Annotated in this window: 22 protein-coding genes; 17 read left to right on the forward strand and 5 right to left on the reverse strand. The window is 61.0% G+C overall.

Going from position 1 to position 21824, the window contains the following annotated elements:
- The first annotated feature begins 264 nt into the window (after positions 1 to 264).
- From HS053_RS21180 to HS053_RS21200, 5 genes are all read left to right on the forward strand, one after another.
- Entirely contained in the window at positions 265 to 525 is a 261-nt protein-coding gene (locus HS053_RS21180; RefSeq protein WP_174213226.1) for a hypothetical protein, read from the forward strand.
- 758 nt (positions 526 to 1283) lie between these two features.
- Entirely contained in the window at positions 1284 to 1556 is a 273-nt protein-coding gene (locus tag HS053_RS21185) for a glutaredoxin family protein (RefSeq protein WP_174213227.1), read from the forward strand.
- Positions 1553 to 2566, forward strand: coding sequence for a 2Fe-2S iron-sulfur cluster-binding protein (locus HS053_RS21190; protein WP_174213228.1), 1014 nt, complete (start codon positions 1553 to 1555; stop codon positions 2564 to 2566). Before HS053_RS21185 ends, HS053_RS21190 begins: the two co-directional genes overlap by 4 nt.
- A gap of 79 nt (positions 2567 to 2645) precedes the next feature.
- On the forward strand, positions 2646 to 3056 hold the full coding sequence (gene cueR / locus HS053_RS21195; protein WP_174213229.1) for a Cu(I)-responsive transcriptional regulator: 411 nt from the start codon (positions 2646 to 2648) through the stop codon (positions 3054 to 3056).
- A 105-nt stretch (positions 3057 to 3161) separates the two neighbouring features.
- The gene (locus HS053_RS21200; RefSeq protein WP_174213230.1) at positions 3162 to 3827 is read left to right on the forward strand and encodes a L,D-transpeptidase; all 666 of its coding nucleotides are present in this window, start codon (positions 3162 to 3164) and stop codon (positions 3825 to 3827) included.
- Positions 3828 to 4027: 200 nt separating this feature from the next.
- Here HS053_RS21200 and cydX read toward each other — a convergent pair whose 3' ends face one another.
- Genes cydX through HS053_RS21225 form a run of 5 tightly spaced genes read right to left on the reverse strand, consistent with a single transcriptional unit; the run spans position 4028 to position 10352 of the window.
- On the reverse strand, positions 4028 to 4147 hold the full coding sequence (gene cydX, locus HS053_RS21205) for a cytochrome bd-I oxidase subunit CydX (RefSeq protein WP_174213231.1): 120 nt from the start codon (positions 4145 to 4147) through the stop codon (positions 4028 to 4030).
- A gap of 18 nt (positions 4148 to 4165) precedes the next feature.
- Complete coding sequence (gene cydB, locus HS053_RS21210) at positions 4166 to 5326, reverse strand: cytochrome d ubiquinol oxidase subunit II (protein WP_174213232.1); 1161 nt, start codon at positions 5324 to 5326, stop codon at positions 4166 to 4168.
- A 7-nt stretch (positions 5327 to 5333) separates the two neighbouring features.
- Positions 5334 to 6938 carry a cytochrome ubiquinol oxidase subunit I gene (locus HS053_RS21215; RefSeq protein ID WP_174213233.1) on the reverse strand — a complete coding sequence of 535 codons (1605 nt, stop codon included), beginning with the start codon at positions 6936 to 6938 and terminating at the stop codon, positions 5334 to 5336.
- Positions 6928 to 8670: an amino acid ABC transporter ATP-binding/permease protein gene (locus HS053_RS21220; protein ID WP_174213234.1), complete on the reverse strand. Its 1743-nt coding sequence runs from the start codon at positions 8668 to 8670 to the stop codon at positions 6928 to 6930. The genes HS053_RS21215 and HS053_RS21220 overlap by 11 nt, the downstream gene beginning before the upstream one ends.
- Positions 8667 to 10352 carry an ABC transporter ATP-binding protein/permease gene (locus tag HS053_RS21225; protein ID WP_347233364.1) on the reverse strand — a complete coding sequence of 562 codons (1686 nt, stop codon included), beginning with the start codon at positions 10350 to 10352 and terminating at the stop codon, positions 8667 to 8669. The genes HS053_RS21220 and HS053_RS21225 overlap by 4 nt, the downstream gene beginning before the upstream one ends.
- Before the next feature lie 296 nt (positions 10353 to 10648).
- On the opposite strand from HS053_RS21225, the gene HS053_RS21230 reads away from it, so the two are divergent.
- From HS053_RS21230 to HS053_RS21285, 12 genes are all read left to right on the forward strand, one after another.
- The gene (locus HS053_RS21230; RefSeq protein WP_174213236.1) at positions 10649 to 13006 is read left to right on the forward strand and encodes a heavy metal translocating P-type ATPase; all 2358 of its coding nucleotides are present in this window, start codon (positions 10649 to 10651) and stop codon (positions 13004 to 13006) included.
- A 5-nt stretch (positions 13007 to 13011) separates the two neighbouring features.
- Positions 13012 to 13629, forward strand: coding sequence for a methyltransferase family protein (locus tag HS053_RS21235; RefSeq protein ID WP_174213237.1), 618 nt, complete (start codon positions 13012 to 13014; stop codon positions 13627 to 13629).
- Positions 13626 to 14108 (forward strand): signal peptidase II, encoded by a 483-nt coding sequence (gene lspA, locus HS053_RS21240; protein ID WP_347233365.1) that lies wholly within the window; start codon positions 13626 to 13628, stop codon positions 14106 to 14108. The genes HS053_RS21235 and lspA overlap by 4 nt, the downstream gene beginning before the upstream one ends.
- Positions 14101 to 14514 (forward strand): disulfide bond formation protein B, encoded by a 414-nt coding sequence (locus HS053_RS21245; protein ID WP_174213238.1) that lies wholly within the window; start codon positions 14101 to 14103, stop codon positions 14512 to 14514. The genes lspA and HS053_RS21245 overlap by 8 nt, the downstream gene beginning before the upstream one ends.
- On the forward strand, positions 14511 to 15191 hold the full coding sequence (locus HS053_RS21250) for a DsbA family protein (RefSeq protein WP_174213239.1): 681 nt from the start codon (positions 14511 to 14513) through the stop codon (positions 15189 to 15191). Before HS053_RS21245 ends, HS053_RS21250 begins: the two co-directional genes overlap by 4 nt.
- Positions 15192 to 15537: 346 nt before the next feature.
- On the forward strand, positions 15538 to 17142 hold the full coding sequence (locus HS053_RS21255) for a L,D-transpeptidase family protein (protein ID WP_174213240.1): 1605 nt from the start codon (positions 15538 to 15540) through the stop codon (positions 17140 to 17142).
- Positions 17143 to 17541: 399 nt separating this feature from the next.
- On the forward strand, positions 17542 to 18135 hold the full coding sequence (locus HS053_RS21260) for an SCO family protein (RefSeq protein ID WP_458358914.1): 594 nt from the start codon (positions 17542 to 17544) through the stop codon (positions 18133 to 18135).
- A 3-nt stretch (positions 18136 to 18138) separates the two neighbouring features.
- Entirely contained in the window at positions 18139 to 18618 is a 480-nt protein-coding gene (locus tag HS053_RS21265) for a copper chaperone PCu(A)C (protein ID WP_174213242.1), read from the forward strand.
- On the forward strand, positions 18597 to 19205 hold the full coding sequence (locus tag HS053_RS21270) for an SCO family protein (protein WP_174213243.1): 609 nt from the start codon (positions 18597 to 18599) through the stop codon (positions 19203 to 19205). The genes HS053_RS21265 and HS053_RS21270 overlap by 22 nt, the downstream gene beginning before the upstream one ends.
- Positions 19206 to 19222: 17 nt before the next feature.
- Positions 19223 to 20398, forward strand: a complete 1176-nt coding sequence (locus HS053_RS21275; protein ID WP_174213244.1) for a M23 family metallopeptidase — start codon at positions 19223 to 19225, stop codon at positions 20396 to 20398.
- Positions 20399 to 20451: 53 nt separating this feature from the next.
- Positions 20452 to 21138, forward strand: coding sequence for a CAP domain-containing protein (locus HS053_RS21280; protein ID WP_174213245.1), 687 nt, complete (start codon positions 20452 to 20454; stop codon positions 21136 to 21138).
- Positions 21139 to 21154: 16 nt separating this feature from the next.
- Positions 21155 to 21739: a L,D-transpeptidase gene (locus HS053_RS21285; protein ID WP_174213246.1), complete on the forward strand. Its 585-nt coding sequence runs from the start codon at positions 21155 to 21157 to the stop codon at positions 21737 to 21739.
- Positions 21740 to 21824: the final 85 nt, after the last annotated feature.

Consider the following 21824-nt stretch of genomic DNA (forward strand, 5'->3'; position numbering starts at 1 on the left):
CCAACTCCCGAGCAAACCTGCAAACCCCACAGAAAAATCGGCGGAAATCCCCCGTTCCAATCATGGGAACCGTTGATCTGTGTAGATTTTGTCGATGTGAAGCGAAGCGTCCGCAGGCTGACTGCCTGAGTCGGCTTGCCACATAGCAAGACTGGCGAAGGCAGGGGATTCTATTGCCAGGACCAGCGGGTTGCGGTTTCACCAATCAGTCGTCCAGATGAAATCTCTGCTCGGGACCATGACAAAGCCAACGGGAACAACTCGATGAAACTGAAGATTTTCGGCATGATGGCAGCGACCTCGGCGCTTGGTGCATGTACGCTGCAAACTGAGCAGAGCCCCGTAACTCCACCACCTGTTCCCGAGAACATTGTTGCGCTGGCCGCACCTTATCAAAACGTCCAAACGGCTCGCCTGATGCCCGACGACAACTGCTATTGGTATGAGCACGCAGGTCAGGTCGAGACAACTCTACTGCCGCTAAATACAGCAGCCGGACGGCAAATCTGCGTTCAAAGGCAATAGTTTATCTGCACAACCTCCCTGTATCTGCCGCACCGCAGTTCAACTGCAACGGGGTACCGGATCCGGCCGAGGCCTTACGCATTCAGCCCGCTCTCGAGCGATTGCTGCACCAGAGCAGCAGGGCCATGATCAATGTCAGAAACGGGAGAGGCCCGAGATTGTTGGCCCGCCGGCCTGCAGTGAGCAGGTTCGAGCCAGCAAGGAATAGCATCATGGATGTCGGTCCAAAGACCGTGGACTCGTTCGATCCCTGAGCTTTGGCGCGCTGCTCTGGCCGAGAATCAGCTTGTACGCTCTCGGAACCGGGGCAACTGCGCCCATTTTTCTTCGGGTCAGCCGGTTGGCGTGATGTTGCGGCAAGGGGATACCGGCAAAATGTCTCCTTGGGCCACAGCCTGATTGGACGCTTCCCGGATGCGACGGCAGTTCCGCAGTTTGGCATGATGGGAGGCTTGGCGGCCTTCAGTCAAAGGTGCTCATCGCGCTTCGTCCTTTAACTGAATGGCCGTCCGCTTCGGGCGCACGCGACATGTCCGTACTTCAACTCATGTCATCCAAAGCTCCGGCTTGGCAAGAATACCCGGTCGCAACGCTGCGGCGCAGCGCGCAGAACGAGCATGAAAAATTGTCCAGCGAGCGCTGCCCCATTGACCCTCCAGTAACTGGAAGCACTAGCTTTGCCGTCATGCAAATCATCCGGCATGACGACATGCCGAACAACATGCTGATTCAGATAAACAAACAGGTGGAGAGCCAGAATGTCCGGCACCTACAGAATCGAAGTCTACACAACGCCGACCTGCCCCGACTGCCTCGCGCTCAAGCGTTGGTTTGCCCAGGAGGGGCTGTCCTTCACGGAACACGACCTGAGACGGGCCGAAGTCGCAGAAGAGGCAAAGCGCCGCACCGGCGTGCGCGTGGCCCCTGTGACCGTGATCGACAATGAGCACGTGTTCTACGGCGTCTTTGCTGAACAGAAGAAGAACATCTCCGCTCTGCTCAAGCTCGATGGCAAAGCGGCCGAGGCATGAAAACCGTCTCCCTGCCCCAGATCCACCGCCGCGTGCCCGTGGCGGAGGGCGGAACTGTTCTGGAAGCCGCCCTGCGCGCCGGTGCCCCTTTTCCCCATGGATGCCGTTCCGGGCGTTGTGGTTCGTGCAAATCGGAACTTCTCAGCGGCGAGGTGGAGATGCTACAGCATTCTCCCTTCGCCCTGACCGCCGCGGAGCGGGACTCGGGACAAATTCTCGCATGCCGCGCGGTTCCCAAAACCGATGTCACCGTCGCCTGGCTGGATGATGAATTCATTGAAAAGCCCGCCATCCGCCAAAAGGCGCAGGTCATCGCCCGGGACAAGATGACGCATGACATCATGCGACTGCGGCTGGCGCTGGAGGCGCCGGTGAAATTCCGCTTTGCCGCAGGCCAATACCTGAACCTGACCATGGCGGATGCACCGATGCGCAGCTATTCCATGGCAAACCGTCCGGATGAAGCAATCGTCGAACTCCATGTCCGACATGTTCCGGACGGGAAAACCAGCACCGCCATTCACCGCGACCTTGCTGTCGGCGATAGAGTTGAAATTGAGGGCCCCTGCGGCTCCGCCTGGCTGCGCGATGCGCATGACGGGCCAATCATCGCGCTGGCGGGCGGGAGTGGGCTCGCGCCTATCAGGTCCATTGTCGAGACCGCCCTGCACGCCGGTATGAAGCAGCCGATCTGCCTTTATTTTGGCGTCAGGCGAGAAGAAGATCTTTATCTCGTCGACCATTTCGAGGACTTGGCAAAGCAGTTTCCCAACCTGACCTTCATTCCCGTTCTATCCCAGTCTGCAGCGACGCGCCACAGAACCGGCTTTGTCACAGATGCGCTGGCATTCGATCACCATAGCCTGGCAGATGCGCGCGCCTATGTCGCCGGCCCTCCGGGCATGGTGGACGCTGCCTATGCCGTATTGACCGAGCGGGGCGTGCCTGCGGCAAATATCCATGCGGACGTGTTCTTCACACCCGAAGAGGAACATCCGAAGATTGCCTGACTGCGGTGGTAGTTCAAAACGGTTGGTTCCCGTGACTGGAAGCCCTATATCAGGAGCGAAGCAAGCTCAGGAGAACATCATGAACATCGGTTCTGCATCGGAACGGTCAGGTCTTCCTGCAAAAACGATCCGCTACTATGAAGAAATCGGCCTGCTGACTGCAGGTCGAAGCAACAATGGATACCGGGACTACTCTGCATCGGATGTCAGCCGCCTCCGCTTTCTAAAGAGATCACGCAGCCTGGGTTTTTCCGTGGAGGAGTGCCGCCAGCTGCTTTCGCTTTACAATGACACCGATCGCCAGAGTGCCGATGTGAAGGCGCTCGCGATGGTGAAGCTGGCGGATCTGGACGACAAGCTCAAAGAGTTGATGGAGTTGAGGAACACTCTCCAGCACCTCGTTCACAGCTGCAATGGGGACAGTCGATCGGAATGCTCGATTATCGACGGACTGGCCGATGAAACACTGCATGCAGGTGTAAAGAACTGACCGGGCGAGAACGTCTCTCCCTCGGCAACACTGAAAAGTGAATTGCGACGCGGACCAGTTGCGGGGCAGTTCCCACAGATGCAAGATTGAAGGACGTAGCGGCTCATGCTGACCAGACGCCACTTTATCGCAACGACTGCAGCGTTGTTTTCCGCGCCGCTCGCCGACCCGGTATTTGCAAATAGCTGGCCTTCCGAATCGCAAATGGCGGCTTGGGATGCTCAGGTCACACCTGCGAATTACGACCCGGCGACAAGCAATCCCTGGGGGATCCATCCTCGCTTCCTCCCCAGGCGGGTCGAAGCAAATGACGGCTTGATGGCGGGCGATATCCATGTCGATGCGGTCGCCAGGTACCTTTACCACATTCAGTCTGACGGCACTGCCATGCGATACGGTGTCGCGATCGGCAGGGGAAACCTTTACGAACCCGGCACATACACGATCAAGCGCAAAGTCAAATGGCCGCACTGGACGCCAACCCAAAACATGATTTCCCGTGAACCAGAACTATATGGACGGTTCGCGGGTGGTGTCGAGCCGGGGCCAACAAATGCACTCGGCTCACGCGCACTCTATCTCTACGTAGGTAATCGCGACACCTACCTTCGGATCCACGGGACGCCCGCGCAAAGGTCCATCGGCTCGCGCGCTAGTTCGGGCTGCGTGCGAATGGTAATGGCCCACGTGATCGACCTTTATGATCATGTTGCACCAGGGTCTACAGCATTCTTGTATCCCGGAGAAGATCGCATATCTGCCGCAACCTGAAACTCTAACGCCCCTGACCCAATTAGAAAAAAAGACGGAGCTTGCATCTGAGCAAACTCCGTCCGGAAATCTAAAATCATTATGCTTGAGTAACAGCTCGCGATAGCTTTCATCTTGCAAACTAAGGTAGACAATACACCAGTTCGGTCGACAGGAGCCGAAAGCTCCACTTCATTTCAATCAGCATTAATTTCTTAACCTCATTGGGGCTGATCCGAACCGGATGTGCGCCTGTCTTCGCTCATTTCGAACCACATAGCATTTATCACTGCAAACATTGCCGCGACGGGCAGCCCCAGCATCCAGGCGAAATACCACATTTCAGAGTTCCTTCCGGGTTAATAGGCATTGGGATTTTTTGTCAGCTCGTCTGCGCCCACCTTGCCCCAGAGCACCCGGTATACCCAGGCGGTATAGGCCAGAATGATGGGCATGAAGAACAGCGTGGCACCGAGCATGATGAACAGTGTCTGGTGCGACGATGAGGCATTCCAGACGGTCAGCGAAGATTTCGGATCCAGCGAGGATGGCAGGATAAACGGAAACATCGTCAGCCCGACGGTCGAGATGACCCCGAAAATGCCCAGTTTCGAGGCCAGAAGCGACCAGCCGCCAGCCCCCCGTGACAGGCCAAAGGCGGCCAGGGCGATACCGATCACCCCCAGCACCGGCGCAACCGCGATCCAGGGCCGGATCTGATAGGCCGCAAGCCAGGAACCTCCCCGTGTCATCGCTGTCAGATGCGGGTTGGACGGACCTGCGGGATCAACAGCGCCAATATAGTGATAGGCCGGAATACCGACCGCCAGCCAGAGCCCGGCCGCCAGGAACCCGAGGATCGCAATTCCCCCGGCCACGACCCCGATCCGGCGTGCCCGGACCGCGACCATGCCTTCCGCCTTGAACGAAAGCCAGGCCGCGCCATGGGTGATCAGCATTGTCAGACTGACCATGCCAACCAGCAGCGCAAACGGATTGAGCAGCGCGAGAAGCTTCATCAGCGCATTGCCCGGGTAAAGCGGCACCATCATCTCTGTCAGTTGGAAGGGCACGCCTTGCAGCGCATTCCCGACCGCGATGCCAAAGGTCAGCGCCGGAACCGCGCCACCGATGAACAGCGCCCAGTCCCAGCGGGTCCGCCATTTCGGATCCTCTTTCTTGTTACGGTATTTGAACCCGACGGGCCGCAGGATCAGCGCCGCAAGGATCAGGAACATCGCAAGATAGAACCCCGAAAAGCTGACCGCATAAAGCGGTGGCCAGGCGGCGAAGATCGCTCCGCCGCCAAGGATCAGCCAGACCTGGTTGCCTTCCCAGACAGGGCCGATGGTGTTGATGGCAATGCGCCGCTCGACATCGGTGCGGGCCGCAAAGGGCAACAGCGCGCCAACCCCCATGTCAAAGCCATCGGTCATCGCAAAGCCGATCAGAAGGAACCCCATCAGCCCCCACCAGATCAGGCGCAGTGCCTCATAGCTGATAAACTCATGCAGGATCATGCTCGGGTCACTCCGCTGGCTTGATATCGGTGGCAAGCACGCCGGACAGGCGGGCCTGATGCGCTTTGTTCCAGGCATCGGTTTCTACCGCATCCTGCACCGGGCCTTTGCGGATCGCGGCCAGCATCAGCCGGACCTCGATCACCAGAAGCACGGTGTAAAGCGCGACGAAGCCCGCCAGCGTGATCAGAAGATCGGCGACAGACAGGCGGCTTGCCGACAGGAAGGTCGGAAGCAGACCGTCCACCGTCCAGGGCTGGCGCCCGAACTCGGCCACGAACCAGCCGGCCTCGATGGCGATCCAGGGCACCGGGACCATAAGGACGGCACCGCGCAGGACCCACGTGGGATAGCGCCCCTGGCGGAAATTTGTGCGCCAGAACATATAGGCAAGAAAGCCAAGCATCAGGAAACCCGCGCCGACCATGATGCGGAAGGACCAGAACAGCGGCCAGACCGTCGGGATCGTATCTGCGGCGGCCTGGGCGATCTGTGCCTCAGTGGCATCGCGCGGATCCTCGACATAGCGCATCAGCAGCATGCCGTAACCCAGGTTGCCGCCGTTCGCCTCGAAGATCTCGCGCACCTCGGGCGGCGTGTCCGCGCGCTCGGTGCGGATGGTCTGCAGCGCGTCCCATGCGATGATGCCGGAACGGACACGCTCTTCGGACTCCTTCACCAGATCTTCGATTCCGGCAATTTCCTCGGTCAGCGACCGCGTGCCGATCAGCCCCATCACATAGGGAACATGCACCGCATAGCGCGTCTCGCGCGCCTCCTGGTCGGGCAGGCCGAAAAGCGTGAAGGATGCGGGGGCTGCCTGCGTTTCCCACATCCCCTCCATCGCGGCCAGCTTCATGCGCTGCGCATGGGTGGTCTCGTAGCCGCTTTCATCCCCCAGAACGATCACCGCCATGACCGAGGCCAGACCGAAAGAGCAGGCCACCGTGATCGAACGCCGCGCCAGTTCGGTGTGGCGCCCCTTGATCAGGAACCAGCTGGACACCCCGATGACGAAGATCGAGGCCGCGACATAGCCCGCGCTGACGGTGTGGACGAATTTCGCCTGGGCGACCGGGTTGAAGATGACCTCGAAGAAGCTCTCGATCTCCATCCGCATCGTATCGGGGTTGAACACCGCGCCGACCGGGTTTTGCATCCAGCCATTGGCGATCAGGATCCACAGCGCCGAGAAATTGCTGCCGATCGCCACGCACCAGGCCACGATGCAATGGGCGCGGGCCGAAAGCCGGTCCCAGCCGAAGAACCACAGGCCCACAAAGGTCGCCTCAAGGAAAAAGGCCATCAAACCTTCCAGCGCCAGCGGGGCCCCGAACACATCGCCGACATAGACGCTGTAATAGCTCCAATTCATGCCGAACTGGAATTCCATCGTGATCCCGGTGGCGACGCCCAGCACGAAGTTGATGCCGAAGAGCGTGCCCCAGAATTTCGTCATTTGCCGCCATATGGGGCGGCGGGTCATGACATAGACCGTCTCCATGATCGCCACGAGCAGCGACAGGCCAAGGGTCAGCGGCACGAAAATGAAGTGGTACATGGCCGTCACGGCGAATTGCAGTCGTGACAGGTCAACGACATCAATGTCCATCGGTGGCCTCCTTTTTGAGGGGCGCTGCGCCCCTGCGTGTGATGTGGTGAAGGGGTGGTGCGGCTGGCGGCATCCGACTGTCACGGTCAGCCGGAGGCAGTTGCAGGCGCCGGTCGGCACCGGCCAGATCGCTTTCGCGATGCGAGACGAGAATGATCCCCGACCGGGGCAGATATGCGCGCAAACCCTGCAGGACCGCGGCCGCATTGGCCGGGTCCAGCCCCTCGGTCGGTTCGTCGACCAGAAGGAGGTCCGGTTGCCGCAACAGCGCGCGCGCCAGCGCAAGACGCCGGGTCTCGCCGCCGGAAAGGCCAGCGCCCCGCTCGCCCAATTGCCGCCCGAGCCCTTCGGGCGTTGTGAGAAAATGCGACAGGGCCACTGCCTGCATCACGGCCGCAAGTGCCGCATCACCGGCCTGCGGATCGGCAATGCGGAGATTGTCGGCCAGCGATCCGGCGATCAGCGCGGGCCGCTGCGGCACCAGCGTCACCCCGGCGCGCAGATCGGCCTCGGGCCATTGGCACAGATCGCGACCCAGAAGGGTGATCTCACCCGGCTTTGACGCGGCTGCGCGTGCCAGCATTGCCAGAAGGGTGGATTTCCCGGCTCCCGACGGAGCATGGATCGCCAGGGTCTCGCCAGGGTCCAGCGTGAAATCCACAGGCGCGCTCAGCACCCTGCCGCTGCCATGGGCGTGCACCACAAGCTGACGCACTGCCAGCAGCGACGCTCCGGAGCGCAGGGGGGCAGGCGCGGACATCGGATCGGGTGCCGGTCGGGTATCAGCCCGCCGCCGCGCAAGATTGCGTGCCGCCAGTTCGATCCGCCCGCGCTCGGACCAGCCTCGCCACAACAGCCGAAGGCATTCGGTCAATGCCAGGTTGATCAGGATCACCGTCAGCAGCAGCGCCGGTGAAAGGCTGCCCCCCAAGACCAGGGTTGCGGCAATCGCCATGCCCGGTACGAGGTGTATCACGACGCCTGCCAGACGGCCCATCAGATTCTGGCCGCTGCGCGCCACGGTAGCGCGGGCGATCGCCGCCTTTGCCTGATCAAGACCTTGCGCCAGCAGCCCTTGCATCAGCAGATCGCCGCGCAGCGCCAAAAGCCCGGCGGCACGCGACCTTATCGCCTGCAGCGCCGCCTCTTCCCGGCGGGCATCGGCGCGCTGCCCGCCCCCGGCCAGCCGCGCAAGGCACAGGACTCCCATCGCCCAGATGGCGGCCAAGGCCCCGGCAAGCGCCCCTCCGCCGATGATCCAAATCACGCCAAGCCCGATCAGCAGCGACAGCGCTGCCGCAAACGTCGGGAAGACCAGACGGATCAGCAGCCCTTCAAGCGCCTCCACATCGGCGGTCAGCCGGTTGAGCATCTGCGCGGAATGCCGACGCGCCAGCGTATGAAGCGGCACAGCGGAAAGATCACGGAACAGCCGCAGCCGCAGCCGTTCCAGCGCCCGCAGCGTGGCATCATGCCCCAGCAGCCGCTCGCCATAGCGCGAGAAGGCGCGGATCAGCGTCAGCGTGCGGATGCCACCCGAGGGGCGCAGAAAGTCGAAGACAAGGCCAAGCCCGGCCGCACCCGCCATCGCGGATGCGGTGATGAACCATCCCGACAGGCCAAGAAGTGCTGCCCCCGCAAGTGGCACCATCGCCGCCAGAACGGCCGCACGCCGCAGATGCCGGCCATTGCCGTCGTTCAGTTCCCGGATGACGGCGGCAAGATGTCTCATGCGGCCTTCCCCCCGGCGTGCAGCGCGATGACATGATCCATCGCCCCGACAAGCCGCGCGTCATGTGTCGCGATCAGCAGCGCGCTGCCCGATCCGCGCAGCGCCAGAAGCGCACCGGTGATCTCCTGCGCGGAGGTCGCGTCCAAGTCCGCGGTCGGCTCATCCGCCAGCAGAAGCGCCGGAGGGGCAAGCAACGCGCGGGCGATCATCAGCCTGCGCGCCTCGCCGCCAGAGACACCGCCGCCGGTCTCGCCAAGGCGGGTGCCGAGGCCTTGCGGCAACGACGCCAGGACATGACCAGCGCGGGCGCGGTGCAGCGCATCAATCAGGGCCTCGTCGGTGGCATCCGGTGCGGCAAGGCGCAGCCAGCGGCGCAGGCTCATCGCCGGAAAGCGCGGCTGCTGCGGCAGCCAGCCGGTCGCGCCGCGCAGGCCCGCAACCGTCGCGTCCGAAAGCCGGACATCGCCGAAGTGGATGGTGCCGGAGAGTGCCGGGCGCAGCCCCGCAAGCGTGCCCAGCAATGTGGACTTTCCGATTCCGCTTTGCCCCGTGACCGCCGTGGCGGTCCGAGGCAACAGGGATCCGTCCGGCACAGCAATCGCGGCACCCTGTCCGGGTGAGATTACCAGACCCTGCCAGCGCAGCGGAAAGGGCCTTTCGCAGCGGGCGGCGGGTGCCGCGCCCTCGCCAAGGATGCGCGGCATCCCCTGCGCCAGCGCGGCCCGCGCCTCGCCCAGCACCGCCAGAGCCGCCGCCCGATCATGCCAGGACGCCGCCAGATCCCGCATCGGCTGATAGAAATCCGGCACGATTAAAAGGACAAAGATCGCCCCGAAGGCGCTGATCGGTCCGCCCCAACCACCCCAGGACACCAGCCCGAGGAGCGAGACCCCCATCTGCACCGCAACCAGCGCCACCCCGAGCGAAGCCATCAGTTCCAGCACCGTCGAGGACAGGAACGCGAGGCGCAAAACCTTCATCACCCGCGAGCGCAGATCCGAGGCACGGATTTCCAGATCGGCCCCGGCCTGACCCACGGCGCCCAGAAGCCGCAGCTCGGCAAGGGCCGCGATCCGGTCCATCAGCAGCCGGTTCAGCGCTCCGGCTTCGACCAGATGATCGCGCGAGGCCGCCTGCGCCGCATAGCCAATCAGCATCATGAAGACCGGGATCAGCGGCCCGGTGACCGCAAGTGCCAGCGCCGCCGTCCAGCTCTGGCTGGCAACCAGCACCAGGATCGCCACCGGCACGATCCTGGCACGGCCCATTGCGGGCAGGAACTTCTCCAGCCAGGGGCGGAGCATCGCCGCCTTCTCGCCCATCAGGGCAGCCTGTGCGGCCGCATCCTCGCCTGGTCCCGAGGGGGAGCGCCAAACCGCCGCCTCCAGCAACTGAAGCCGCAGATCTGCAATGATCTGGGACGCTTCATCCTGACTTCCAGCCTCGGCCATCCAGTCCAAACCAGCGCGCAAGCCACTGAGCAAGATGAGCCACGGGGCAATATACCAGCCTGGCATCTCGCTGGCGATAAGATCGGATATGACCCAGGCAATCAGTGCAGCCTGCATCGGCCAGACAAGCCCAGAAAAAACCGAAAACGCAACCGCTCTTCGGCTGATCGGAGATCTCGCCCTGATTAAGAGCGCATGGCTCTCTGGATGAATAGATCGGTTGATTGTCACGGGATTATCCGTATGGCGCGTTTGCGAGTCCCATTTCCGAAACGGCCTCGTCCAGTCACCAGATATCTCCTCAACCAGACAGGATTTGGCGATTGGACATTATGTCTCTGACAATTCGCCGCAGAGCGCGAACTTCAATTTATTGCGAAGTTGGCATTTGTGCGGAAATGGCCGCCCTCAAGAAAAGTTCATCGCATCTGCTCAAGAAACCCCTTGAAGCTATAGCAGCTGGAGGTCCTACACATCGGACCCGGCGAGAGTAATTAACCCGGGTGGACCCGGGCGGGAGGCTTGGGATGAACGGCCCATCACGGCTTGAATGGACGGTCGGCGGCATGGATTGTGCCTCCTGTACGGTCAAGGTGACGAAGGCGATCGAGCGCTTGCCGGGAGTGAGTGACGTCAAGGTCGCCCTGATGACCGAACGTCTGTCCCTGAACCTTGCGCCGAACACGACCGGGGCCTCGCATATCGAAGATACCGTCCGGCGGCTCGGTTATCAGATTGCGCCGCGCAATGCGGCGGCCGGGGCTGTCCCCGCCTCCGTCCCAACAGCTAGGAAGGCGCCGCATGTGCACGGGCCGGACTGCGCGGATCACGACCATGAAAAGGATCATGACCACAAGGATCACGCACATGCGGCGGGCGACCATGTCCAAGGGCCGGCTTGCAGTGGCCATGAGCATTCGGCCCCGCCGGTTGCGGCCAGGGCTGCCAGAGGCGACGATTCCGGTCATGGCAGCCCCGGCCATGTGCATGACGATCCGGCGGCTCGCGGCAAGAAATGGTATCAGACCGGCAAAGGGCGACTGGTGATCTTCACCGGCCTGCTGCTTGGTCTTGCCTGGGCGTTCGAACTGCTGACGAATGCCGAATATGGCTACTGGGCCTTCACCCTCGCCTGCGTCATCGGGGTCGCCCCGGTGGCGAAACGCGCCTTTGAGGCGCTGCGGACGGGTCAGCCCTTCACCATCGAAAGCCTGATGACCATCGCGGCCATCGGCGCCCTGTTCATCGGCGCGGCGGAAGAGGCGGCGCTTGTGGTGTTCCTCTTCGCCGTGGGCGAGGTGCTGGAAGGCGTTGCCGCCGGCAAGGCGCGCGACGGCATCCGGGCGCTGGCCAATCTGGTTCCCAAAACCGCCCTGCTGGAGTTCGACGGCAAGACGACCGAAGTCCCGGCCGAAACCCTCACAGTCGGTGCGCGCGTGCTGGTCCGCCCCGGTGACCGCATCCCGGCGGATGGTGAAATCGTCGAAGGAACCAGCGGCATCGACGAAAGCCCCGTCACCGGGGAAAGCGTCCCGGTCACGCGTGGGCCGGGGGAGACAGTCTTTGCCGGCTCGATCAACACCGAAGCTGTGCTGCGCATTTCTGTCACCAGAACCGCCTCGGACAACACCATATCGCGGATCATCAAGCTGGTCGAAGAGGCCGAGGATGCCCGCGCCCCGACCGAGCGTTTCATCGACCGCTTTTCGCGCTGGTATATGCCGGCCATCGTCGTGGTGGCCGCACTGGTGATCCTGATCCCGCCGCTGGCTTTCGGCGGCGATTGGGACACCTGGATCTACCGCGGCCTCGCGCTTTTGCTGATCGGCTGCCCCTGTGCGCTGGTCATCTCGGTCCCGGCTTCGATTGCCTCTGCCCTGTCCTCTGGGGCGAAGAAGGGCCTCCTGATGAAGGGTGGTGCAGTGATTGAGTCTGCGGCCAAGGTCAGCCGCATCGCCTTTGACAAGACCGGCACCCTGACCCATGGCAAGCCGAAAGTGACGGACATCGTCACTGCGCCCTCTGTGGCGGAGAGCGATCTGCTGGCGGTGGCTGCCGGGGTCGAGACCGGATCTTCGCACCCGCTTGCGCAGGCGATCCTGCGCCGCGCCGCAGATGCCGGGGTCGAAGCCTTGCCCGCCAGCGACGCCCGCGCCATTGTCGGCAAGGGGGTCGAGGCCCTGGTGGGCGGTTCAAAAGCCTGGGTTTCTTCGCCCCGCCACGCTTCGGAGGCCGCCGGGATCGCAACGGACCATATCCGACGGGCGACGGAATTGGAATCTGAGGGCAAGACTGTCGTGGCCGTCTTCCGCGAACGTCAGCCGCTTGGGCTGATCGCCTTGCGCGACGAGCCGCGGGCCGATGCCGGTGACGCGATGCGGCAACTCAAAGCCATGGGCATCGCCCCTGTCATCCTGACCGGCGACAACCCCCGCACCGCCGAAGCCATTGCAGGCCAGCTGGGCATGGATTTCCGAGCGGAAATGATGCCTGAGGATAAGTTGAGTGTGATCCGCGAGATGGGTCAGCAGGGTGGCGTCATGATGATCGGGGACGGTATCAACGACGCACCGGCGCTGAAACAGGCCGGGGTCGGGGTGGCCATGGGATCGGGCACCGATGTGGCGCTGGAGACCGCCGATGCCGCAATCCTGCGCGATAGGGTGGCTGATGTGCCGGCGCTGATCCGGCTGGCGCGGGCAACCATGGGCAATATCCGCCAGAACGTCACCCTCGCCCTGGGCCTGAAGGCCGTGTTCCTTGTCACCTCGGTTCTGGGCATCACCGGCCTGTGGATCGCGATCCTTGCCGATACAGGCGCAACGGTGCTGGTGACGATCAACGCGCTGCGGCTGCTGCGGTTTGACCCCGCAAAGGAAGGCTGAACCGGATGCCTTCACTCATGGGATGGGCCTCCTTCGCGGCCCTTTCAACCTATCTTGTCCTCTTCTTCATCGGCACCCTTCGACTTGCACAGCATGGACAGCGGGTCTGGCTGTTCACCGAGACAAGTGGTCCAGACAGGCTGGCAGCGCTTGGGTTCAGAGCCGCCTTCGCACTGGCCTTCCTGGGGCCGCTCCTCTGGCAAAGCATCCCATGGCTACACAAGAGCGATCCGCTCTGGAGCGAGTACGGCATCCTCATTCCCGGCCTTGCCGGCGCAGCCGCGGCATGGATCGGTGCGTTCATCGCACTTTCCTCGCAATCAGATATGGGCACCTCATGGCGGGTCGGAACTGCCGCAGGACAGAGTAGCTCCCTGGTCACCACCGGGCTGTTCTCTCTGTCGCGCAATCCAACCTTTCTGGGTCAGGCGTCGCTACTGATCGGCATTGCACTCGCTTTACCTGGTCTCGCAACCGCTATAGCCCCGGTCATTTTCCTTTGGGCTGCCAAGACCCAGATCAGCAGCGAAGAGACCCTGCTGCTTGCCACCCATGGAGAAGACTATGCCCGATATATGCGCCACGTTCCGCGCTGGATCGGCCGGAAGAGTGGTGCAGCGTGAGAAACTTTCCTGTCTTTCTGATCGTGGCGCTTGTGGCACTCGCCGCAGATCAGGCAACCAAAGCCGCCGCCCTGACGGGCCTGTCCCCGGGCCTGCCCGTCCCGGTGCTGCCGGGCTTCAATCTGACCCTCGGGTTCAATACCGGCGCAAGCTTCGGGATGTTGGGGGGCTTCATGGCCGACAAGCCTCTGCTGATGGCTGCCCTGACTAGCGCAATCACGCTCGGCCTCATCTGGATGGGTGTTCGTGCAACTGCCACCCCGGAGCGAGTTGGCTTCGCGCTGATAGCCGGGGGGGCATCCGGCAATATCCTTGACCGGCTGCGTCAGGGTGCCGTGACCGATTTCCTGGATTTCTACTGGAGGGACTGGCATTGGCCAACCTTCAACGGGGCCGATATCGCGATCTTCCTCGGCGTCGCGCTGATCTTGCTCTCCAGCTTCCTCCGCCCCCGACAAAATGAGAGACCCCATGCCTGACCTGAACTCGCGAATGAGCCTCGCTTTCATAATCGCACTGATCGCGACGCTTTCAGCACTGTTCATCGGGGAGGTCCTTGGTCAACGGCCATGTACGCTTTGCTGGTATCAGCGGATCGCCATGTTCCCAATCACCGCGATCCTGGCCATCGCACTTTGGCGCGACGATTCTGCGGGCCGCCTTTACGCACTGACACTGGCAAGCATCGGGCTGCTGATCGCGGCCTGGCATTCTGGGCTCTACTCCGGGCTGATAGCCGAGCCGATCATCCCCTGCAGTGAAACCGGGCCTTCCTGCACCGACCGCGATGCGCAGTCGGTTCTTGGCCTGTCACTGCCCTATCTGTCGATGGCGTCCTTCTTCGCCATTCTCCTCCTGCTTTTGCCGAAAGGACCCGCAAAATGAACCGACGGACCATTATCATTGGATCACTCGCAGCCGGCGTGGCGGCTTTCGCCGGCGGTTCCTGGTATATTCAGGACCAGCGCCGGAAAGAGGCTCTGGCGGAAGCAGCCAGGCGCGCGGCCGAGATCCCGGACATCAATGCGCTTTTGCTGAGGCCAGGTGCCGTGGCCTTCGGCCCCGAAAACGCGCCGGTCACTCTGGTCGAGTTCTTTGATCCGTCCTGCGAAGCCTGTCGTGCCTTCCACCCGGTTCTGTCACAACTGCTCAAGGAATTCCCCGAGCACTTCCGGATCGTTATGCGCTATGCGGCCTTTCATCAGGGATCCGACGAAGCTGTCGCGATCTTAGAGGCAGCCCGCCGGCAGGGCCTGTTTGAGCCTGTTCTGAACGCGCTGTTCGAGTCGCAGCCGAACTGGGCATTGCATGATGGCCCTAACATGGACTTCGCTTGGCAGGTAGCTGCCGCACAGGGCCTCGACATTTCTACACGTGAAGTCGAAACACGTTCGCCGGGGACAGTCGCACTTCTGAATCGGGATCGCGCAGACATCGAAGCGCTTGGGGTAAGGGCTACCCCGACCTTCTACCTGAATGGTGAGCCTCTTGAGCAGGTCAGCTTCGACAGCCTTTCAAGGGCGGTCCGAAATGCGGTTCAGGAGGCGACAGACAGCCAGTAGAAATCTCGGGCATATGCCTCGCAGTTTATGAGGTGTCGGCCCTGAGGTTTGTGCAACCGATTGTCGGTTGGACTGCGGGATTCGCGAAAAGTTGTGCCCTGTAATGCCGCAGGTCAGGCGCGCCGAGACGCTTCCTTGCGCAGAGATCACGGGCGCTCATTTCCCCGTGATCCCAAGCAAGGACGGCAATATCCTGCTTGAACCTCGAGTAACTAGAGGTCGTATCCACCCCGAAGTCAGCACCCACCGCCGTGAGGTGGGCACGTCCTGCTGTTGGTTTTCTGTCCGGTCACCGTGTCGGCATAGCAGTGCTGACATTTTGAAAGTGACGACGGAGGAGGTTCTGATGAGCAGGCACGCAGGAAGCAGTCAGGCTTCAAGACGGAGCATTCTGAGTTTGATGGCCGCGAGCGGGCTGACTGGGTTGCTGCCCGGCAGAGCACTCGCACAGACTCTTCCAGCTTTCAGCATGGTACTTGCAGAGAGTGTGGCAGACGACCCCGGGCTGTCTGCCTTCTACCGTAACACCAATTATATGCCGGTCTGGACAGGATCCGAGCACGGAGCGCGCAGGGCAGCTTTCGTGACAGCACTCTCCCAGGCAGGAGATCAAGGATTGCCGACGGGTCAGTACGACCTTGAGGGGCTGATTGCTGGTTACCATGCAGTTTCATCAGAACGGGACCGTGCAAGGATTGAAGCTCGGACCTCGAAGCTTTTTGTGCGATATGCCCGCGACCTGGGGAGCGGCGTTCTGGATCCTATACAAATCATCCCCCAAATTGTCCGAACCCTTCCCCGCCCCGATGTCGCCAGCCTGATGCACGATTTCGCCATGGCCGAACCGGCGGCCTTCATCCGCAATATGGTGCCATCCTGCCCTGAATACGCACGCCTGCTGCGGTCGATCTATCACTTGCGTGAGAAAATCATCCAGGGTGGCTGGGGCCCTGCGGTGACTTCTCTGAGTTTACGGCCCGGCGATCTGGGAGGAGCGGTAGTCGCGCTGCGAGACAGGCTCATAGAGATGGGTTACCTCGCCCGCACTGCTGTTGCGACCTATGACCATCGAATTCAAACTGCTGTCGCCCGCTTTCAAAGCTTCCACGGCATCGCGGCAACCGGCGTCGCGGACGCAGCAACACTGGCGGAAATCAACATCTCTCCGGAGGCTCGGCTCCGTTCCCTCACAGTGGCACTCGAGCGAGAGCGATGGTTGAACATACCCCGAGGGCAGCGCCACATCTGGGTAAACCTCGCCGATTTCACCACCCAGATCATGGACGATGATCTGGTGACGCTGGATACGGTTTCTATCATCGGCGGCCGCCCAAACGACACACAGACCCCCGAATTCTCACACCAAATGACCTACTTGGAAGTCAACCCGGACTGGACCCTACCGCGCTCGATCGTTGCGCGAACTTACTGGAATAGCCTCGTCAGCGGCGGAGCGCGCCAACTCGACGTCATCGACAGTGCAGGGCGCGTGGTCCCGCGGAGTTCGATCAACTTCTCGCGTTATACTGCGCGCACCTTCCCCTACAGCTTGCGCCAGGCTCCAGGACCAACCAACCCATTGGGCACAGTCAAGTTCATGTTCCCCAACCCGTGGGCAATCTATCTGCATGACAGCCCCGAGCGCCAGCTTTTCAACAATGAGCTGAGAGCTTTCTCTGCCGGGTGCATCCGCCTGAGAGAGCCACATGAATTCGCATATGAGCTTCTGTCGCGCCAGAGCGACGACCCGATCGAACTGTTCCAGTCGACACTGCGTAGTCAGAGGCAAACCCGCATACAACTGGAGCAACCCGTTCCAGTTCATCTGGAGTATCGTACCGCCTTTACCACCGCACGCGGCGGCGTTCACTTCAGAAAGGATGTCTATGATCGCGACACCAAGCTCTATGATGCGCTGGATCAGTTGGGTGCTATTTTCAGATTTAGTTGAAGAAAATAACCTCACTCTCACCATACGCTATGCATTTCCGACCGTGCACCTGCAGCAGTCCGAAGAATAAATGATTGCGGCGCCTTGTGACAAAGCCGTGAGGGACCCTTTTTCCACTTGATCCTCTAGTTGCTTGAGGTTGTAGGCGAACCCTCGGACCAGACGAAATAACTTTGATCGCAGGAGAATATGCTCGTGGCCACAGAGGCAGACCGATGCTCGCGCTAATAGCACTACCAATTGGAGCTATATGGGGGGCATTTCTCGCGAAAAAGAGGGGAGGCAACCGGCTTGATATGTTGCAGTATGCGGCTGGCTTCGCAATCGCGTTCTTTCTGCTCACTGTGGTCCTGAGCATAGCGTTCGCTCGATACCTGGAGCTCTGAACGTATGTTACGGTTGAGCAGAATTCAAAAAGCTCTTTGGATTGCAGCAATCCTGGCCTCTTTCGTATTCGCCATCCTGAAGTCAGGGCTCTGGTCCGAAGAAACGCCCCCAACCATCGAGAGCGCAGATTTCCTGCCCCAGTTCAGCCTGCCGGACAGTTCGGGTAAATTGCGCGACAGCGAAGAATTCCGCGGTCGCTGGCTGCTGGTCTTCTTTGGCTTCACAAATTGTCCCGACGTATGCCCGACAACTCTGGCCGAGGCCGCACAGGTTCTGGATGACCTTGGGCCACAGGCCGCTTCCGTTCAGCCAGTGTTTATATCGATCGACCCCGAACGTGACCTAGCGCTTGGAATCGACGACTACACTGCAGCATTCCACTCGCAGATCCTGGGTCTTGCGGGATCACCAACTGCGACCCAGGCCGCCGCCGACAGCTTTCGCATCTATTTCTCACGGGAAGATGATGAAAACGCGCCCGATGGCTACACCATGTCGCACAGTCCCGGCCTTTTCCTCGTTGCACCTGACGGGCAATGGTTGCGCCAGTTTGCATATGGCACCTCGGCAACCGAGATCCTCGCCGATCTGAAAGAAAGATTCTGAGGTATGAAGTATCTCCTGGCCGCACTGGCTGTCAGCATGACGGCATCCGCCGCCTCTGCCCAAAGCTGCCCCTCTTGGCAAAGTGGTGATCTGACCCTCACCAACGCCTGGTCGCGCGCAACCATCGGCCCGGCCCGCCCCGCCGTCTTCTATGTCGAGATCGCGAACGCGGGCAGCGTGGATGACTCCCTGACGGCGATCTCTACGCCGCTGGCCGAAATGCCGATGCTGCATGAAACGGTCGTGACCGACGGCGTAGCGACCATGCCACATGTCTCGGACATTCCGGTGCCTGCCGGATCGACGGTCAGCCTCGCGCCGGGCGGCTTTCACGGGATGCTCATGGGCCTGACCGCCGCGCTGGCCGAAGGGGAGAGTTTCCCCATGACCCTGATATTCGAACGTTCCGGAGAAGTGACCATCGATGTCGGCATTGCCGCCTATGCTGCCAGGGGGCCGGCATGCCAACCCGACGACAGCTGATCCTCGGTGCCGCAGCGGTGGTCGCTACCGCAGCCGGCACGCTGGCTCTGGGTGCCTGGCGCAGCCGGCGGAACCCACCGCAGACAGACGCATCGCCACTGCCTTTGGCACTGACTGAAATGGACTGGCGCCTGACCAGCCAACGGGGTGTGCCTGTCGGCCCCGGGGATTGGATCGGGCGACCGGCGCTTGTCTTCTTCGGCTTTACCTGGTGCCCCGACGTGTGCCCGACAACGCTGATCAACATCTCGGACTGGCTGGAAGAACTGGGTGAGGACGCGGAAGCCCTTACCATCGCGCTGATCACCGTGGATCCCGAGCGCGACAGCCCCGAGGTACTGGCCGATTATGTAAGTCTGTTTGATGCCCGCATCACGGGACTGACCGGAACACCGGATGAGATCGCCCGTACCGCCGCAGCCTTCAGAGTGAGGTACGAAAAGATGCCGCGCGAAGATGGCGACTATACGATGAACCACACCGCCGGCGTCTTTCTGTTCCGGCCCGATGGCCGCTTTGCGGGCATCATTGATTTCCACGAAGACCCCGCCTTCGCCATTCCTAAAATCCGTCGCATCCTGACCTGAAAAGGACATCCTGCCAGATGGCCACAAAACTGACCGTCCCGCTGCTCGCTTTTCTGTTGGCGGCCCCATTACATGCAGAGCCACTGGCGAGCGAGCAAATCGAGACTGGGGCAGCCGTTGAGGTGCAGTCCGCTGAGATCACTATCGCGCAAGGGGACTCTCTTGACAGGCTGTTGGCGCAGGGCGGCATCTCGCCATCCGACCGCGCTGAAGCCGCTCTCGCGCTGGACGGCGTGTATGATATCCGCGATTTGCGCCCAGGCAACGTGTTGCGCTGGACGACCAGACGCGACGACAATTCTCGCCTAGAGTCGCTCCAACTCCTCGTAGGCAATGGCGTCGAAGTATCTCTCTCCTTCACTGGCGAGGTTGAAGCGGTTCGTCTTGAACCAGAAACAACAACCCGGGGCCGGCAAGAGACAGTCGTTCTGAACGGTTCGCTCTATGATGCGCTGGTCAGTATTGGAGCTCCACCACGGTTCGCTGTGGACCTGACCGCGCTGATGGCGGGTCAGGTCGATTTCAGGCGCGACCTGCGAGGCGGTGAAGCCTTCGCCCTGATCTGGCAAGAAGACATCCTGCCGGATGGCAGCATTGCCGGGGAACCACGCCTCTCTTACTCGAGACTGACCATTGGCGGCCATGACTACGAACTGGTGGCGACAGACGCTGCCAGCCCGGTCCTGTTGTTCGAAGACGGTGAACTCGTCCAGCGCAGTGCTCCGCCGATCATGGGCGCGCGGCTCTCCTCAGTTTTTGGGAACCGCAACCATCCGGTATTGGGTGGGCGCCGCATGCATACAGGCATTGATTATGCCGCGCCGACGGGAACGCCCATCAATGCAACAGGGGCGGGCAGAATTGTATACGCCGGCACCATCCGCGGCTATGGATTGACAATTGATGTCGACCACGGTGGTGGCGTGACTACACGCTATGCTCATCTCTCCGCATTTGCTGAAGGGATGGCTCCCGGAACTCGCGTTCGCGCGGGAGATCGTATTGGTGCGGTTGGCGCAACTGGCCTAGTGAGTGGCCCCAACCTTCACTACGAGGTCTTGATTGACGGCCGACCAGTTGATCCACTCGAAGACGATGCAGTTCCGACACAGGAAATCGCGAGCGCCATCGACATGGACGCTCTTGCAAGAGGGCGCCTCGCAACAGGCTACTCCTCGGATCAAGAAGGTTGAGGGTATCTGAGCGGCCTCTGCCGGCATCTCGCACAGATTCTGAAATTTCCGTGATGCGGCAGGATTTCGGGCATCCCGGCCTTGAACCTCATGTGGCTAGAGGAATTACAGGGTCTTCCGAACAAAATGATCTGAAGGCCTATATACGTCTGATGAACTATAGGAATGAAACCATCACCCAGTCGGGTTCCCCGACCAAAATGCGGGCTCCTACCGCGACGATGTTTCGTGGAGTACTGGGTATTGCTGCGCTGCTCACCTTCTCAGCATGTGCCCAATTGAACCCGTCTGCGCCGCCTCGGCTTGATGATTCTGGCTCGTCAGTTCAAGGGATATATTCTGTAACACCTGAGAATGTTGCCAATGTACGGCAGCGTGCACTCGAAACAGTTAACAACACCAGAAGCGCTTCCGGGGTTGCTGCGGTAGTTCTCGAGCCTGCACTCATATTAGCAGCGGACGAGCATTCTCGTTCTATGGCGCAGCAACGCCGCGCCTGGCACTTCGGCGCAGATGGAAGTTCACCGATGGACCGCGCCCGACGCGCCGGCTTCTCTGGCAATGTGCTGGGAGAGCTGGTTTCAGAGACCTATGAGAGCGAAGTTCAGACAATTGCGACTTGGATGGGCAACTCCGCTCAACGAGCTTTGCTCCTCGATCCGGAAGCACAACGCATTGGCATTGGCGTGTTCCAGGAGCCCGGCAACAGGCTCTGGTGGACTATGACGATCGCCGACTAAGAAAAGGAAAAGCTTGATGACCGGTCTTTCAACACGGCGCGACATCCTCACTTTCGTTGCAGCCGGAATGGCTGCCCTTGCGACTCCAGCCGTCTTGCGGGCCCAAGAAGTCACGATGATCGCGCCTTCCGCACCAAATCGCCACAACACAGCGAGTTTTCGCTCTCAGCGCTGGCAAGACCACTTCCAACACCTGAGAAAGGGGGCAATTCTCTGCGATTTGGAGGCCCGCGTCCTGCATTACTGGTCAGAAGACGAAAGCCTATATCTCGTATACCCTTCTTCGGTGCCCATGAGTGAAGAATTAACCCGCCGCGGCTATACCGAGATAGTCTTGAAGCGCCGAAATCCCACCTGGATTCCGACACCGAATATGCGTGAGCGCGACCCGACACTTCCTCAATCAATTGGTCCGGGTCCGGACAATCCCCTTGGTTCGCGGGCGCTGAACCTAAGTTGGCAATATTACCGGATCCACGGGATTGATCTGGTTGAAAAGATAGGCCGTCCCGCCTCAAATGGTTGTGTCGGAATATACAATGAGAACATCGAAAGATTGTTCGATATCGTTGAAATCGGAACGCAAGTGAGGCTGCTCTAGGGTCAGGACCCATAAATTCACTTGAGTGTCGGCTCGCGGCATGATTCAAGCTCCCGACTTGTGGGGAGGGATCATGAGCGAGCGT

Origin of the sequence: Tabrizicola fusiformis, assembly GCF_013328815.1 — a bacterium.
GTDB lineage: Bacteria > Pseudomonadota > Alphaproteobacteria > Rhodobacterales > Rhodobacteraceae > Fuscibacter.

Bases quoted from the DNA above. Each gene is read 5' to 3' on its own strand.
- cydB (WP_174213232.1), bottom strand. From the start codon at position 5,326: ATGATCCTGCATGAGTTTATCAGCTATGAGGCACTGCGCCTGATCTGG.
- HS053_RS21270 (WP_174213243.1), top strand. From the start codon at position 18,597: ATGCCAACCCGACGACAGCTGATCCTCGGTGCCGCAGCGGTGGTCGCT.
- HS053_RS21255 (WP_174213240.1), top strand. From the start codon at position 15,538: ATGAGCAGGCACGCAGGAAGCAGTCAGGCTTCAAGACGGAGCATTCTG.
- HS053_RS21215 (WP_174213233.1), bottom strand. From the start codon at position 6,938: ATGGACATTGATGTCGTTGACCTGTCACGACTGCAATTCGCCGTGACG.
- cueR (WP_174213229.1), top strand. From the start codon at position 2,646: ATGAACATCGGTTCTGCATCGGAACGGTCAGGTCTTCCTGCAAAAACG.
- HS053_RS21265 (WP_174213242.1), top strand. From the start codon at position 18,139: ATGAAGTATCTCCTGGCCGCACTGGCTGTCAGCATGACGGCATCCGCC.
- HS053_RS21285 (WP_174213246.1), top strand. From the start codon at position 21,155: ATGACCGGTCTTTCAACACGGCGCGACATCCTCACTTTCGTTGCAGCC.
- HS053_RS21275 (WP_174213244.1), top strand. From the start codon at position 19,223: ATGGCCACAAAACTGACCGTCCCGCTGCTCGCTTTTCTGTTGGCGGCC.
- HS053_RS21250 (WP_174213239.1), top strand. From the start codon at position 14,511: ATGAACCGACGGACCATTATCATTGGATCACTCGCAGCCGGCGTGGCG.
- HS053_RS21220 (WP_174213234.1), bottom strand. From the start codon at position 8,670: ATGAGACATCTTGCCGCCGTCATCCGGGAACTGAACGACGGCAATGGC.
- HS053_RS21280 (WP_174213245.1), top strand. From the start codon at position 20,452: ATGCGGCAGGATTTCGGGCATCCCGGCCTTGAACCTCATGTGGCTAGA.
- HS053_RS21235 (WP_174213237.1), top strand. From the start codon at position 13,012: ATGCCTTCACTCATGGGATGGGCCTCCTTCGCGGCCCTTTCAACCTAT.
- HS053_RS21230 (WP_174213236.1), top strand. From the start codon at position 10,649: ATGAACGGCCCATCACGGCTTGAATGGACGGTCGGCGGCATGGATTGT.
- HS053_RS21185 (WP_174213227.1), top strand. From the start codon at position 1,284: ATGTCCGGCACCTACAGAATCGAAGTCTACACAACGCCGACCTGCCCC.
- HS053_RS21245 (WP_174213238.1), top strand. From the start codon at position 14,101: ATGCCTGACCTGAACTCGCGAATGAGCCTCGCTTTCATAATCGCACTG.
- HS053_RS21180 (WP_174213226.1), top strand. From the start codon at position 265: ATGAAACTGAAGATTTTCGGCATGATGGCAGCGACCTCGGCGCTTGGT.
- HS053_RS21200 (WP_174213230.1), top strand. From the start codon at position 3,162: ATGCTGACCAGACGCCACTTTATCGCAACGACTGCAGCGTTGTTTTCC.
- cydX (WP_174213231.1), bottom strand. From the start codon at position 4,147: ATGTGGTATTTCGCCTGGATGCTGGGGCTGCCCGTCGCGGCAATGTTT.
- HS053_RS21190 (WP_174213228.1), top strand. From the start codon at position 1,553: ATGAAAACCGTCTCCCTGCCCCAGATCCACCGCCGCGTGCCCGTGGCG.